This window comes from Megasphaera sp. An286, from assembly GCF_002163455.1.
GTDB lineage: Bacteria > Bacillota > Negativicutes > Veillonellales > Megasphaeraceae > Megasphaera > Megasphaera stantonii.
This window is the reverse complement of sequence record NZ_NFIY01000013.1, coordinates 39,726-53,650: the sequence shown is the minus strand read 5'-3', so window position 1 is coordinate 53,650 and position 13,925 is coordinate 39,726. Positions and strand designations below refer to the sequence as shown.

Genomic DNA, 13,925 nt, shown 5'->3' with positions numbered 1-13,925 from the left:
AGGGCCTATGGAAACGTATGGCATCGCTTTGTTTTACAATACGAAGGACGCGATGCAGGCCGAGGCGGAAGCTAAGCGGCATCAGATAAAGGCCCGCATCGTGCCGACGCCGGGAAAAATTTACGCCAGCTGCGGATTTTCCCTGCGCTACGACCTGGAGGAGGAAGGGGCGCTGCTGGCGCTGCTGGCGCAATGCGGCCTTTCCTGCGAAAACTTGTATCATGCCGTGCGGGACGGATTGAAGGTGTCTTATGAAAAACAGGGAGGCGGTGCGTAAATGGCAAGACATGTCGTCATCGGGACGGCCGGCCACGTAGACCATGGCAAGACGACCCTGGTAAAGGCCCTGACGGGTATCGATACGGATACGACGCAGGAAGAAAAGCGGCGGGGCCTGACGATTAACCTGGGCTTTGCCTATTTGGATTTGCCCGACGGCACGCGCGCCGGCATCGTCGACGTTCCCGGCCACGAGCGATTTATCAAGAACATGGTCGCCGGCCTGCCCGGACTGGGCATGGTGCTGCTGGTCGTAGATGCCAATGAAGGAGTCATGCCACAGACGGTCGAGCATATGGATATCTTGACGCTCCTGGGAATTGAAAAGTATCTCGTCGTCATTACGAAGGCCGATACGGTCGACGAAGATATGCTGGAGCTGGTCAAGGAGGATATTCGCGCCAAACTGGCCGATACGGCAGCTGCCAACGCTGACATCGTCGAAACGGACGCCCTTACGGGCCGGGGCCTTTCGGACCTCGTCGCCAAGATACAGGCGACGACGGAAGGGCTGGCGGAACGTGGCTCCAACGGCGCGGCCCGGCTGAATATCGACCGCGCCTTTTCCGTAAAGGGCTTCGGCACCGTCGTGACGGGGACGCTGCTGGACGGCGCTGTATCCGTCGGCGACGAGCTGTTTTTGTATCCGGAGAAGCGGGCCGTGCGGGTCCGGAATATACAGGTTCATGAGCAAAACGTCGGACAGACCGAGGCGGGCCAGCGGACGGCGCTCAACCTAGCCAATATAGGGACTGATGAAGTTTGCCGCGGCGGCGTACTGTGCGCTTCCGGCGATTTGACGCCGACGAGAATGATCGACGCCAAGGTTTCCTGCTTGAAGCGAGCGAGCTGTCCGATTCAGATGTGGGACCGCCTGCGCCTCCTCGTCGGGACGCAGGAAGTCATGGTCCGGGCCGTCCCCCTGGGCGTGGAGTCGATTCTTCCCGGACAGGAAGGCTTTGTGCAGCTGCGGCTGGAAGGGGATGAAATCGTCGTCAAGGCAAGGGATCGATTTATCCTGCGGACCTTTTCCCCCATGCGCACCCTAGGCGGCGGCGAAGTACTGGACGCTAATCCCCGCAAGCACCGCCGCTTTAAGGAAGCCGTGCTGGAGAGCTTAAAAGCGAAGGACAGCGGCAGCCTCGACGAAGGGCTCTGCGATTACCTGCTCCACAAGGCGAAATCCTTTGCCCGTCAGGCCGACGTGCAGGCCGCCTTGGGAGCAGATGCCGCCGTACTGGACGCAGCTGCAGCCCGCCTTTCGGAAGAGGGCGTTCTGTACGAGACGGCGGCCGGCTATATCCATCGGGAGGCGTATCAAAAGCTTAAAGGCCGGGCCGTGCAGCTCCTGCTGGCCTATCACAAGGAATATCCCCTGCGCCCGGGCATGCCCCTCGGCGAGTTCCGCTCTCGTTTGGGCGGTTCCTTGTCGGAAAAAGAAGCCGGCGAGATCCTGCGCCTCATGGAAGGAGACGGGAGCTGCCGCATAGAGGATGCCGTCGCAGCGGCCAGCCGGTTCCGCGTCGTCTTTACGCCGGAGCAGAAAAAGGCCCGCGACGCCATGACGGCGGCCTTAATCCAATCGGGCTATACGCCTGTAAAGATCAGCGATTTGATCGCTCCCTGGCCGGATGGCCGGGCCGTGCTGGAAGCCATGCGGGGGAAGATGGCCGTAATCTTATCGCCGGAATACGCTGTGGCGCGCCGGGCCTATGACGACGCCGTGCGACGCCTGTGCCGCTACGTGCGGGAAAAGGGGCCCATTGAGCTGGCCGCCTTCCGCGATCTCTTAGGCATCGGGCGCAAAGGGGCCCTTCAATTACTGGATTACATGGATGAACAGCACGTGACGCGGCGCGCCGACGGCGGGCGAGTCCTTGGCGACGGCGCAGACCGCATAGAAAGCAGGTGAGGCAATGAAACAAGATACGAGACAGCTGCTGCGGCAGCTTCCCAAGGTAGACGTACTGCTGCAGCGGCCGGCCTTGGCCGAATGGGAACAAAGCCTGTCCCGCAGCCTGATAAAGCAGGCCGTACAGGACGTATTGGCCGGACTGCGCCGGGATATTTTGGCCGAACGCCGCAGCGACGTACCGGCAGAGGACGAGCTGGATGCCATGGTGCTGGCCTATTTCCGCCGGCAGAAATCCCTGCGACTGAAAAAAGTCGTCAACGCGACGGGGACGATTCTTCATACGAATCTGGGCCGGTCTGTGCTGAGTGAAGACATTGGACGGCACGTAGGCGAAATCGCCGCGTCGTACTCAAACTTGGAATACGATCTGGACGAAGGACGGCGCGGCTCCCGCTATGCTCACCTGCAGTCGCTGCTCAAAGAGCTGACCGGAGCGGAGGACGTCCTCGTCGTCAATAACAACGCTGCCGCCGTGCTGCTGGCCCTGACGTCGATGACGAAAGGGAAAGAAGTCGTTATTTCCCGGGGCGAGCTCGTGGAAATCGGCGGCCTGTTCCGCATTCCCGACGTCATCGAAGCCAGCGGCGGCACGATACGGGAAGTCGGGACGACCAATAAGACCCATCTGTCGGACTACAGCCGGGCCGTCGGCGAAGGTACCGGCGCGATTATGAAAGTCCATACGAGCAATTATCGCATCATAGGGTTTTCTGAAAGCGTGCCCGCCCAAGAGCTGGCCGAGCTGGCCCACGCCAAGGGCCTGCCCCTCATCAACGACCTGGGCAGCGGATTGTTCGTCGACATGCGCCGCTTCGGCCTGCCCTACGAGCCGACGGTAAAGGAAGTCCTGAAACAGGGCTGCGACGTCGTCATGTTCAGCGGAGACAAGCTCCTCGGCGGGCCGCAGGCCGGCATTATCGTCGGCAAGGCCGAGTATATCGAGCCGATGAAAAGACACCAGCTGCTGCGGGCCCTGCGGGTCGATAAGATGACCCTGGCCGCCTTGGAGGCGACGCTGCAGCTGTACCGGGACGAAGACCTGGCGATACGGTCTATTCCGGCGCTGCAGATGCTGGCGCGGACGCAGAAGGAATGCCTGCGGCGGGCCGATATGCTGGCTCAAATGCTGCGGACTGCCGACGCGGCCCTGCAGGTGCAGACCGTGCCGGTCCGCGACATGGTCGGCGGCGGTTCCTATCCGGAATATACGCTGCCGGGGTACGCCGCGGCCGTCGCGTCGGAAGGCCTGACGGCGGCAGAATTGGAACGCCGCCTGCGCCATGCCGAAGTCCCCGTCGTCGCCAGAGTGCAGCAAGACCGGCTGTACCTGTCCGTACGGACGCTGCGGGACGACGAATTTCCCCTGATCTGCACGGAAATTGCCAAGGCCGTAGCCGAAGGATAACGTAAAAACAGCGAAGCCCGCGACTACGGGTCTTCGCTTTTTTATCGGGCTGCTTCTATTGCAAAGGCAAACGGAGCGGCTAGATACTAAAAAAGACAAGGCGGCTTTGCGGGCTGCCTTGTCTGGTAGTTGGCGGGAAAGTGTAGGAATCGAACCTACCTAAGAAGCTCTTAACTCCTCATACTGGTTTTGAAGACCAGAGGGCACACCAGAACCCATACTCCCCCAAGATAGGTTCAGTATACCATGTTTGCCGCGTCGGCGCAACGGAATCCCCTCTCCTCCGGCCGGGCCCTTAGGCTTCCGGCGACGACTGGCCGATGATTTTAATGCCCTCAGCGTAGACGACTGTCGGATTCGGCGTCTTCTTTTCGATGAGGTCGACGAGGAGATGGAGGCATTTTTCGCCGATTTCCCGCATGGGAATATCGATGCGGGACAAGGACGGAATGGCGTAATCGTTGAATTCGGCCATGTTGATGCCGATGGTAAATACTTCTACGTCGCCGGGAATGGAGACGCCTAATTCATGGCAGGCGAACAGCATGCCGTGAGCCAGTACGTCGGATTCGCAGAACATGGCCTTCGGCAGGCGCTTTTCTGCATAGAGCTTCTTCGTCGCGTCGATAGCGCTGGAAGACGACGTGTCGCACAGGACGATATTTTCCTCCGGCACGGGATGGCCGGCTTCGGCAAAGGTGTCGAGAAAGCCCTTCATCCACATGCGCATGATGGGGAAGGTCGTGTCGTGGGTCAGCACGCCGGCGTCGTAGATTCCCTTGTCGAGAAAATGGCGGGCGACCTGGGCCCCGACTTCGTAGTTGTCCATGGTGACGCTGCTGTATTTCGGCGATTCCCTGTTGAACAGGACGACGGGATAGGAAATGTCGCAGGAGTTTAAATATTCCATGTCGGCGTTAGACATATTGGCGATGATGATGCCGTTAAAAAATTCATTCTGCGTCGTTTCCATCTGCTTTTTCAGGTTGTCGACCTCGTAGGGCACGACGGTCAGGTGGACGACCTTATTCTGCTGCATAATTTCTTTTTGAATACCCAGCGTAATACGGGCCAGGTAATTGATGCGGAAGTCCGTCGCCCAATAAAACGCTATGGCGTAACTGTTTTTCTGCGTAGCCCGCAGCTTTTTAGCCGACTGGTTCGGCACGTATTTCAGCTGTTTGGCGATTTGATGTATCCGGGCCTGCGTTTCCTTGGAAATTTTTCGTTCCTGTCCCTTGCCGTTCAGGACGATGGAAACGGTGGCGATGGAAACGCCGGCTTCACGAGCGATATCTTTAATCGTAGACATACTATACCCCCTCTATATTGTTTTATTTTGACATAAAAAAAACGAATTTTCAAGGCTAGAATAGGCTTATTTCCTCGCTATAGTATGATACAATAGATACATTAACGGTGAGTTGGGGAGGAATGACTATGACGGGAATAGACAAGCGCGTATCGGCGGCCCATATGGTACTGGGAAAGGACTTGAATCCGCATGATACGTTGTTTGCCGGGCAGGCGGCGTCGTATATGATCGAGTGCGGCTTTCTGGCCGTGCAAAGCTTTCTGAACAGCGGCCATATCGTCTGCCTGGGATTGGACGGGCTGCGGTTTCTCCGGCCGGTCCGCAAAGGCGACACCATCGACATTTCCAGTACCGTCGTCTATGCCGGGACGACGAGCGTCGGCGCGCATATGGCCATGACGCGGCGCTCCGACGGGGCCATGGCGGCGGAATGCTTCGTATCCTTCGTCCATATCGAAGAGGAAACGGGACAGGCCCGGCCCCACGGCGTAACGCTGCCGGCGCTGGATGAGCAGGGTGAGGCGCGGCGGCGCGCCTATTGGGCTTATAAAGGGATGACGGTATAATGGATTTTGCAGCGCAAGTAGACGAACGGCTCCATAACTTAGCCAAGCCGCCGGGAAGCCTGGGCCTGCTGGAGCAGCAGGTGCGTCAGGTTTTCCTGGCCTGGGGCTCCTTTCAGGAGGAACTTCGTCCCCGCCATATTATCTTTGCCGCGGACAACGGCGTCGTCCGCTCCGGCGTCGTAGCTCAGCTGTCTGATATTACGTACATGCAGAGCGTGCATATGACGGAAGGAACGTCGGCTGTGACCTGTTTCTGCCGTTGTCACGGCATTCCCTACGAAGTCGTAGACGTCGGCATCGACAGTGAAGACGCCGTCGGCGTCGACAGGAAAATCGCCAGAGGGACGGCCGATTTTTCGGTACAGCCGGCGATGACAACGGAACAATTTACCCGCGCCGCCGCCGTCGGCAGGGAACGGGTCGAAGCGGCGAAAGCCCGGGGATGCAACATCCTGTCCTTCGGTGAAATGGGCATAGGAAACACGACGACGTCGGCCGCCGTGCTGACGGCCATAGCGCCGGCTGGCAGCGCGTTTCTCGTCGGCCACGGCTCGGCTAGAGGCAATTACCGCCTTTGGTTTCACAAAGAGCAAGTCGTCAAGGAGGCGCTGCAAAAATATGAAGAGGAAATCCAGTCGCCGGAGGACGCTCTGCGCTGCGTCGGCGGCTTCGATTTGGCCGCCTTGTACGGCGCGATGCTGGCCTGCGCCGAGGCTAGGCTTCCCTTTTACATCGACGGATTTATTACGGCCGTAGCCCTGGCCTGCGCCGTGAAGACCCATCCGGCCGTGCGGCAGTACGCGCTGCCGTCGCACATTTCCCGCGAGCCCGGCATGAGCGCGGCCCTGCGGCTGTGCGGTATAGACGAATACGACGTGCTCATCCACGCCGACATGGCCCTGGGTGAAGGCACAGGGGCCGTGCTGGGCGTCGTCATGCTGAAGACGATGCTGTATGCCGTAGGGCATATGGCGACGCTCGACGGCATCAACGGCGAAGCGGAAGAACGCCATCGCAGGCGTATGGAGAAAGGGGCGGAACACCAAGATGATAGATGAACAGCTGCGCAAGGAAGCGGCGGCCATCTTTGCCCGCATGGGATTAAGCGAAGAAGAAGCCGTCGCCTTGTTTTATAAGCGCACCGTAGAAGCAGGAAGAATGCCCTTCGGCCCGGCGTCAGAAGGGCCGGCAAAGGCGAAGCAAAAGAAAAAGCGCATGAACGAGCGCTTTGCCGAATGGGATGCGTTTTAATCGCGGTATATAGGGGATAATATGATGAAAGAGTATTACTCTATCGGGGAAACAGCAAAATTATTAGGCGTGACAACAACGACTCTTAGGCATTACGAGAAAATCGGAATTTTAAAACCTAAGAAAATATCAGAAGATACGGGGTATCGATGGTATACGTACGATCAATTTCATATCATTGATCGGATAAAATATTTGCAGGGGTTGGGCCTTAATCTAGCGGAAATTGGCGCGATTATTAAAGATGGAACGGCGGAGGCTATGATTCAAGCCTTAGAAGCAGAATGGCGAAATGCACATCGGGAATTAGAGCGGGTTAAAGAGCGTATAAAAGATATAGAATGGTACATTGATTGTTTTACCTATATGAGCCGAACGTCGGATTTGCAGCAATGGTATCATTTATACTTGCCCGAACGGCATATCATTCAGGTGCCTTGCTATGACACGGATGAATTGGCCGATATGGAAATCCGTTTGGCAGAGGCGAAGGGCTCGGATCGTCTTCGGGATTTGCCTTATCGGAGACAATATGGATATGTTATGTCTGTTTCCGACTTTTTTTCCGGCACATTCAGGCCTAAATCGTATTTTACGTATTTAACGCGCCGACCTAAGGAATATGTTTCAGAATATAAGGTGCTCCCCGCAGGGGAATATCTTTGTTTTAGGACGCCTATATTGAAAGAACAGTGGGACGTAAACGCGCTGAAAAAATTTTTTCCCGATCATAATTTGCCGAATATGGTATTGGCGCTTGAATTTGAAGAAAATCTGGTAGATTGGAGCAATGCGCCGTATGAGATTCAAATTTATATTTCATAAGGCGTTTTTGCGCAACATTGTTGTAGCAAGAAGGTTACAGGCAAAGGAAAATGTATAAAGTGATGATAAAAATGCAATTAATCAGTTGCATACTATCGTTTTTTTAGAAGAATAGCGCTGCATTATAGCGGAGCTATTCTTTTTTTCAATATAGAATTATTTGACTCGCCTCCGACCTTAAGGTTTACCCTTTACGTAGAAAGAAAAGAACCGATATTTTGACAATATTTAATGGAGGCGAATGCATGATGTATGAAACCGTAACTAAAAAGACAGGAATTCTTTATGTGGGCAGCGAACCTAAAATGCCGGTGGAGAGGCCGGAAACCCCGCCTATTTATGTGTCGACGGCGAATATTATCTGCGATATGGACGATTATGATAACGCCAGTCAGGGCAATAAATATTATTATTGCCGCACAGCAAATCCGAATCGGGATAATGTAGCGGATGCAGTGTCTTTTCTGGAACAGGGAGAACAATCTTTAGTGTGTTCTTCCGGGATGGCTGCTATTTCTACAACCCTCCTTTCGTTAGCGAAGGCTGGCGATCATATTATTACAAGCAATGCAATTTATGGTGAAACGATTGAGTTGTTTGACCGGATTATTACTAAATTCGGCATGGAAGTGACATATGTTGACTTAACAAATCGCGAGGAAGTACAGCGTGCTGTTAGAGACAATACGAAGATTATCTATACGGAAATTATAACGAATCCACTTATTCGCGTAGTAGATATAGACAGTATTGTCGATATAGCTCATCGTGTCGGAGCACTGGTCGTTGTGGACAGCACGTTTACTACCCCCTTTGCCCTGCGTCCCCTTGAACACGGAGCTGATATTGTTATCCACAGCATGACGAAATATTTCGGTGGACACAGCGATCTCACGGCTGGTTGCATTACAGGACGCAATGAACTGATGAAAAAGATATATGCTGATTATTTATTGTTTGGAACCTGCTTGGATCCGAATAGCTCTTGGCTTATGCTGAGAAGTATTCGAACAATGGAGATGCGGGTGTCCCGACAGTTTGCGAATGCAAAGGCATTGGCTGAAGCGCTGCAGAAAGACGACCATGTGCAGTACGTTAACTATCCGTCATTGACAAATCATCCCCAGCATGAGCTGGCGATGCATTTGATGCCGAATGGCTGCGGTGCAATGCTCAGCTTTCGAGTAGAAGATAATCGGGAAAAAGTGAACGAATTCATGCATCGGCTCAAGCTTGTTAAATATCTCGGCACGTTGGGCGGCTATAAGACCACCATTGCTCATCCGGCAACGGCGTTTCGTTTTGAATTTACTCCAGAACAGTTGATTGAAATGGGAATGGAAGAAGGTTTGATTCGCATTTCTGTCGGCATAGAAGACGTACAGGACTTAATTGCTGATTTTCGCCAAGCTCTTACTGTGTTTGCAAAAGCTAAGTAAAGGGGGAAATGGAATGTTAAAAAATATCAATCTGCCTGTTGCATTATTAGGCGTAGGATTACTATTTGCTTTGGTCATTCCTATGATTGTTGTTCCCGAAGGAACGGCGTATGTCATTAGCGTTTTTTACGATGTCATGACAATAAATTTTCCTTGGGCCTTTATGTTGATTGCGTTTCTTAGTTCTGTCTTTGCTGTATTTATTATGTTCTCCAAATACGGAGATATTCGTCTTGGCGGCGCGAATGCGAAGCCTCACTATAAGACGTTTTCCTGGGCGGCGATGAACATGTGCTCTGCTGCCGGTGCGGGAATTTTTATTTTTGGTATGGTTGAATGGATGTATTATGTGGAGACGCCGCCCTTTGGCATTGCGCCGCAATCTATTCAGGCGTATGAGTATGCATTGCCTTACGGAATGTTTCATTGGGGATTTGCCGCTTGGGCGATCTATTTGCCTGTGTCGTTAGCCTTAGGCTATATCTTTTGGAACAAAAAAGTTGATTCTCTAAATCTTTCGGATTTGTGCAAATCTGTGTTAAAAGGAAACTCTTTGCCGATAAAAGTTCTTCGGAAAGTAATAGATGGATTAGTAGCTTTTGGATATATTGGTGGCTTAGTTTGCACATTTGGCTTGGGGACGTCTATCTTGGCAGAATTAGCTGGATATTTGTTAGGCGTTGAAATTACTTTTGGGTTGCGGATAGCTGTTATCGTCGTGTTTGGGGTGTTTTTTATCCTTTCAACATCTAAGAGTATTGCAAAAGGCATCAGCATTATCAGTAATTTCAATGTTAAATTGGCTTTGGCGTTTTTCTTGTTTATCCTTCTGGCGGGACCGACGTCGTTTATTATCAATAATTTTACAATGGCTGTTGGTACGAATATTCGCGAATTTGTTCACATGAGTTTTAATACCGACGCTATTGCGCAAACTGGGTTTGTGCAGCAGTGGACCGTATTTTACTGGGCATGGTATTTAGGCTGTACTATTTCGGACGGCTTATGGCTGGCTCGTGTTTCATACGGAAGAACCTTCCGTGAGATTGCAATCGTTCGATGCATTTGGACCACCTTGGCTTGCTGGCTGGCTTTTGCCGTACTGGGAAATTACGGCATCTATCAACAGTTGGTCAACGGACTGCAATTATCTCAAATTGCAATGGACAGCGGAAATAATGTAGCCGTGCTGGCTGTTTTGCAGTCTCTCCCGTTGTCGGCAATAGCTATCGTCGTGTATATGGTCGTCGTATTTGTTACCTTAGCTTGCGGTGCTACGGCAGCGTCGACGGTAGTTGCAACGTTAACGTCTAAAAATCTTAAAAACGATGAAGAGCCTGCAAGCTGGTATAAGGTTTTTTGGGGATTTTTAGTATTGCTTTTACCATTAGGAATTCTTTGTTTAGAGCAGTTTGTACCGGGATTAAATGTGCTGACAACAATACAGTCTGTTACAAGTCTCATCGTTATTCCGCTGCTTTTGGTTATTGCCTTGCTGTTGATTACCTTCTTTTCCATGCTGAAAAAGGATATTCGAAATAAAGAGCTGTATGTAGATGATTCAAAAAGGATTAAATGGGAATAGCATTCTTTTTTGATATACTTTTCTGTTAGAAAAACAACATACATGGCAGCCTCCATGGGATATACTAGAAATAAAGGAGATGATATGCCATGAAGATGTTATACAGCGACAAGCGAATTTGGATAGAAGATGAAGAGGGAAAGACTGTCGGTGAGATTGATTTCCTTCAGGATCAGAACGGGAAATACGATATTGTCCATACGGGCGTCGACCCGTCGCAGCAGGGGCAGGGAACGGCGGGAAAGCTGGTGCAGGCTGCGGCGGACTATATCCGCAGTACAGGCTGTAAAACCGGTGCGTCGTGTTCCTATGCGTCGGCGTGGCTTAAACGGCATAAGGAATACGATGATATTTACGAGCCGTAGCACCCCGCATATTTGATAAGTCGGCAGGATTTACGTATAATAAACATAGAAAAAAGTCGCTGCCGGCAACGGTCAGCCCCATATCATAGGAAAAAAGAAAATCCGCCTATAGTTGGTAGCTGTGGGGCGGATTTCCTTTTATGCTTTCAATGAAATAATACAAAGTACCACTAAGAATACGAAGGTCAACAGGGCGTATGGTGTCATAAGGCATCGCCCATTTCCGGGGCTAGGATTAACGGCCTGCCGCTTTTTGCAGCGCCTAGATGGTTGGTATATGCGATATACGGGCTATGTCAAAGTCTGTCGTATATACATTTTGCATATGGATTATAAATGACTAAAAGCTATGTCTCCCATGGGATGGCATAGCTTTTTTTGTTTCCTACTGTTTTAATTTTTCAATGACTTCGTCGTCGATTTTAAAGCCGTGTTCCGGGCCGGGGAAGGCGCCTTCCTTTGTTTCCTTGATGTAGTCGGCGAAGGCCTGCTTCATGAGGGCTCCAACGTTGGCGAACTGCTTGGCGAATTTCGGCGTAAAGTCGCTGAACAGGGCCAGCATGTCCTGATAAATCAGGATTTGGCCGTCGCAGTGGACGCCGGCACCGATGCCGAGGGTCGGGATGCGCAGGGATGCCGTAATGAGCTCGGCGAGTTTTGCCGGTACGCATTCGAGGACGATGGCAAAGGCTCCGGCCGCCTCGACGGCCTTGGCTTCTTCGATGAGCTTGCGGGCCGCTTCTTCGCTCTTGCCTTGTACTTTAAATCCGCCTAAGGCGTTGACCGACTGGGGCGTCAGGCCGATGTGGCCGACGACGGGGATTCCCGCTTCGACGATGGCTTGAATCTGCGGGCATACACTCATGCCGCCTTCGAGCTTGACGGCGTGGCAGCGGCCTTCCTTCATGAGGCGGCCGGCGTTGTACACGGCGTCGTAAATGGATGTCTGGTAGGACATGAAGGGCATGTCGCCGACGACGAAGGCGTTTTTTGCGCCGCGCGATACGGCTTTGGTGTGATGGATCATGTCTTCCATTGTGACCGGCAGGGTGTCTTCATAGCCGAGCATGACCATGCCGAGGGAATCGCCGACGAGCAGCATGTTGATGCCTGCTTCGTCCATGAGCTTGGCCGTCGAATAGTCGTAGGCCGTGAGCATGGTAATCTTGTCGTGGTTGTCCTTTTGCGCCTGCAGCGTAGCGACGGTATTTTTCATAGGGCAAAACTCCTTTCGTACGATGCCGTAATGGCATTATTTGATGCTATATGGCATGATCGCATTTAAAAACAAGAGATATAGAGCATAAGTGTTTATTATATAAAGAAAATGACGGACGCAGCCCATATGTTTAACGTATCTGATTTTTACTATATCATCTGGGCGTCGCCTCGTCAAATAGATGAAGGCTCCTTCTGTTTCCAACGCAGGGCCTGGCGCTCCAGGTCTTTTACAAAGGCCTCTTTGCCGTCGCAGTAGCCTTCGATGTCGTAGGGATATTGGCGGGCCAGGGTTTCCTTCAGCGCGCCGTACTGCCGGGCGATCTCGCCGTGGGCCCGCAGGAAATCGCGGACAGCCAGATGGCGTTCGATATTGGCTCTGTCCGTTTCCTGAAAGATATGGACCTGGTGCGTCCTCTCGTCGCCGCCTTTGCGCAGGTAGCGCCGGCGGGCCATGCCGAATTCGCCTAAGTATTCGTAGCCTATTCCTTCGAAGGCGCCTTGCTTTTCGTCTACAGCGGCTATGTCGCGGACGACGGGCATGATGTCGATAATGGGCTTGGCTTTCAGTCCTTTGACGGCGGTGCTGCCGATGTGGAAGATTGCCGTGCAGTTTTCGCCCAGAATGGCGCGTATGGTTTCCGCTTCGGCTAGGTATTTCTGTTCCCAGCAAGGGTCGTAGTCGACGACGATGATGTGTTGTGCCATGAAGCTGCCCTCCTATATGGTTTTTATTTGATGATAGCTGATTTTAGGATACATCGCAACGTTGGGCTGAGTGATTCGGATATTTCGAGGAATTCTGCCATATCAACGGATAGGGGAATTTGTCTGAATAATTCCCGCAGGCAGTTATTGCCATAGCAAAGCGTCGTGCCGTACCATTAGAGGGAGAGGTGAAAGCGATGAAGACACAATTTGGAAATATACTGCTGCGCCGCCGCAAGGAGCTGGGTTTTACGCAGGAGTATATCGCGAAGGCCCTGCACCTATCGGCTCAGGCCATTTCCAAATGGGAGCGGGGCGAGACGATGCCCGACATCCTGCTGCTGCCGGCCTTGGCGGATTTGCTGCAGACGAGCACCGACGAGCTGCTGGGGCATCATCGGCAGTATGGAAAGACTGTCTATGCCGACCGGTATCAGGCCGACGAGTTTTATTGGGGCCTGGAGCCCAATGAGATGTGCTACGATATCCTGCGGCTGAAACCGCCGTTGCAGCGGCGTCTTGTCCTGGATATGGGATGCGGCGAGGGAAAGGACGCCGTGTTTCTGGCGCGGTGCGGATATCGGGCTGTCGGCTTTGATTTGGCCGTCGAAGGCATTGCGAAGGCGAAATGGCTGGCGAGCCAGTATCCGACGGCGGCGGCAGAATTCTTCCGGGCCGACATGCTGGAGTATGTGCCGCAGCAGGAATATGATATACTGTTTGCAAGCGGCGTGCTGCACTATCTTCCGCCGGACAGGCGAGGAGCCATCCTGCAGGAGTACCAGCGCCGCATCCGGCCCGGCGGCTTGTGCGCCTTGAACGTATTCGTCCAGAAGCCCTTTATTCCGCCTCCGCCTGACGAAGAAATCGACGGCGGCTATTGGCGGTCAGGCGAGCTGTTTTCGCTGTTTGCCGATTGGAAATTCCACCGCTGCGAAGAAATCATCTTCGACTGCGTCAGCGGCGGCGCGCCGCATCAGCATGCGATGGATATACTGATTGCCGAAAAAATCGTATAAGGCCGTCCGTTGACCTATATCTGAATAGTTAGGAG

14 protein-coding genes and 1 tRNA gene are annotated in these 13,925 nt (G+C 52.9%); 11 read left to right on the top strand and 4 right to left on the bottom strand.

The annotated features are described in order from the left end of the window. Positions 1-7: 7 nt before the first annotated feature. The 3 genes from B5F80_RS07305 to selA are packed head-to-tail and all read left to right on the top strand — an operon-like array spanning position 8 to position 3,599. Positions 8-277: a DUF3343 domain-containing protein gene (locus B5F80_RS07305; protein WP_087478164.1), complete on the top strand. Its 270-nt coding sequence runs from the start codon at positions 8-10 to the stop codon at positions 275-277. Beyond that, a complete protein-coding gene (selB, locus tag B5F80_RS07300; RefSeq protein WP_087478163.1) occupies positions 278-2,191 on the top strand; it encodes a selenocysteine-specific translation elongation factor in 1,914 nt (637 codons plus the stop codon). A 4-nt stretch (positions 2,192-2,195) separates the two neighbouring features. Then, positions 2,196-3,599 (top strand): L-seryl-tRNA(Sec) selenium transferase, encoded by a 1,404-nt coding sequence (selA, locus tag B5F80_RS07295; RefSeq protein ID WP_087478162.1) that lies wholly within the window; start codon positions 2,196-2,198, stop codon positions 3,597-3,599. A gap of 130 nt (positions 3,600-3,729) precedes the next feature. On the opposite strand, the gene B5F80_RS11270 is transcribed toward selA, so the two are convergent. Continuing rightward, a tRNA-Sec gene (locus B5F80_RS11270) sits at positions 3,730-3,826 on the bottom strand. A 68-nt stretch (positions 3,827-3,894) separates the two neighbouring features. Continuing rightward, the gene (locus tag B5F80_RS07290; RefSeq protein WP_087478161.1) at positions 3,895-4,911 is read right to left on the bottom strand and encodes a LacI family DNA-binding transcriptional regulator; all 1,017 of its coding nucleotides are present in this window, start codon (positions 4,909-4,911) and stop codon (positions 3,895-3,897) included. A 128-nt stretch (positions 4,912-5,039) separates the two neighbouring features. On the opposite strand from B5F80_RS07290, the gene B5F80_RS07285 reads away from it, so the two are divergent. The 7 genes from B5F80_RS07285 to B5F80_RS07255 all read left to right on the top strand — a co-directional run bounded on the left by B5F80_RS07285 (position 5,040) and on the right by B5F80_RS07255 (position 10,945). After that, a complete protein-coding gene (locus B5F80_RS07285; RefSeq protein WP_158099964.1) occupies positions 5,040-5,480 on the top strand; it encodes a hotdog domain-containing protein in 441 nt (146 codons plus the stop codon). Further along, the gene (locus B5F80_RS07280; protein WP_087478159.1) at positions 5,480-6,538 is read left to right on the top strand and encodes a nicotinate-nucleotide--dimethylbenzimidazole phosphoribosyltransferase; all 1,059 of its coding nucleotides are present in this window, start codon (positions 5,480-5,482) and stop codon (positions 6,536-6,538) included. Before B5F80_RS07285 ends, B5F80_RS07280 begins: the two co-directional genes overlap by 1 nt. Continuing rightward, on the top strand, positions 6,528-6,731 hold the full coding sequence (locus B5F80_RS07275) for a type II toxin-antitoxin system RelB/DinJ family antitoxin (RefSeq protein WP_239386322.1): 204 nt from the start codon (positions 6,528-6,530) through the stop codon (positions 6,729-6,731). The genes B5F80_RS07280 and B5F80_RS07275 overlap by 11 nt, the downstream gene beginning before the upstream one ends. A gap of 21 nt (positions 6,732-6,752) precedes the next feature. Further along, the gene (locus tag B5F80_RS07270) at positions 6,753-7,556 is read left to right on the top strand and encodes a helix-turn-helix domain-containing protein (protein WP_204246362.1); all 804 of its coding nucleotides are present in this window, start codon (positions 6,753-6,755) and stop codon (positions 7,554-7,556) included. A 245-nt stretch (positions 7,557-7,801) separates the two neighbouring features. Then, entirely contained in the window at positions 7,802-8,995 is a 1,194-nt protein-coding gene (locus B5F80_RS07265) for an aminotransferase class I/II-fold pyridoxal phosphate-dependent enzyme (RefSeq protein ID WP_087478157.1), read from the top strand. 13 nt (positions 8,996-9,008) lie between these two features. After that, a complete protein-coding gene (locus tag B5F80_RS07260) occupies positions 9,009-10,580 on the top strand; it encodes a BCCT family transporter (protein WP_087478156.1) in 1,572 nt (523 codons plus the stop codon). A gap of 89 nt (positions 10,581-10,669) precedes the next feature. Further along, a complete protein-coding gene (locus B5F80_RS07255) occupies positions 10,670-10,945 on the top strand; it encodes a GNAT family N-acetyltransferase (RefSeq protein WP_087478155.1) in 276 nt (91 codons plus the stop codon). Between the two features lie 385 nt (positions 10,946-11,330). On the opposite strand, the gene panB is transcribed toward B5F80_RS07255, so the two are convergent. Next, on the bottom strand, positions 11,331-12,161 hold the full coding sequence (gene panB / locus B5F80_RS07250) for a 3-methyl-2-oxobutanoate hydroxymethyltransferase (RefSeq protein ID WP_087478154.1): 831 nt from the start codon (positions 12,159-12,161) through the stop codon (positions 11,331-11,333). Between the two features lie 176 nt (positions 12,162-12,337). After that, positions 12,338-12,871: a GrpB family protein gene (locus tag B5F80_RS07245; protein WP_087478153.1), complete on the bottom strand. Its 534-nt coding sequence runs from the start codon at positions 12,869-12,871 to the stop codon at positions 12,338-12,340. A 197-nt stretch (positions 12,872-13,068) separates the two neighbouring features. Here B5F80_RS07245 and B5F80_RS07240 point away from each other — a divergent pair, with 197 nt between their 5' ends. After that, complete coding sequence (locus B5F80_RS07240; protein ID WP_087478152.1) at positions 13,069-13,890, top strand: methyltransferase domain-containing protein; 822 nt, start codon at positions 13,069-13,071, stop codon at positions 13,888-13,890. Positions 13,891-13,925 lie beyond the last annotated feature (35 nt).

Coding starts and splice junctions, on each gene's coding strand:
- panB (WP_087478154.1), bottom strand. CDS start 12,161: ATGAAAAATACCGTCGCTACGCTGCAGGCGCAAAAGGACAACCACGAC.
- B5F80_RS07255 (WP_087478155.1), top strand. CDS start 10,670: ATGAAGATGTTATACAGCGACAAGCGAATTTGGATAGAAGATGAAGAG.
- selA (WP_087478162.1), top strand. CDS start 2,196: ATGAAACAAGATACGAGACAGCTGCTGCGGCAGCTTCCCAAGGTAGAC.
- B5F80_RS07240 (WP_087478152.1), top strand. CDS start 13,069: ATGAAGACACAATTTGGAAATATACTGCTGCGCCGCCGCAAGGAGCTG.
- B5F80_RS07270 (WP_204246362.1), top strand. CDS start 6,753: ATGATGAAAGAGTATTACTCTATCGGGGAAACAGCAAAATTATTAGGC.
- B5F80_RS07285 (WP_158099964.1), top strand. CDS start 5,040: ATGACGGGAATAGACAAGCGCGTATCGGCGGCCCATATGGTACTGGGA.
- B5F80_RS07265 (WP_087478157.1), top strand. CDS start 7,802: ATGATGTATGAAACCGTAACTAAAAAGACAGGAATTCTTTATGTGGGC.
- B5F80_RS07275 (WP_239386322.1), top strand. CDS start 6,528: ATGATAGATGAACAGCTGCGCAAGGAAGCGGCGGCCATCTTTGCCCGC.
- B5F80_RS07280 (WP_087478159.1), top strand. CDS start 5,480: ATGGATTTTGCAGCGCAAGTAGACGAACGGCTCCATAACTTAGCCAAG.
- B5F80_RS07305 (WP_087478164.1), top strand. CDS start 8: ATGGAAACGTATGGCATCGCTTTGTTTTACAATACGAAGGACGCGATG.
- B5F80_RS07290 (WP_087478161.1), bottom strand. CDS start 4,911: ATGTCTACGATTAAAGATATCGCTCGTGAAGCCGGCGTTTCCATCGCC.
- B5F80_RS07245 (WP_087478153.1), bottom strand. CDS start 12,871: ATGGCACAACACATCATCGTCGTCGACTACGACCCTTGCTGGGAACAG.
- B5F80_RS07260 (WP_087478156.1), top strand. CDS start 9,009: ATGTTAAAAAATATCAATCTGCCTGTTGCATTATTAGGCGTAGGATTA.
- selB (WP_087478163.1), top strand. CDS start 278: ATGGCAAGACATGTCGTCATCGGGACGGCCGGCCACGTAGACCATGGC.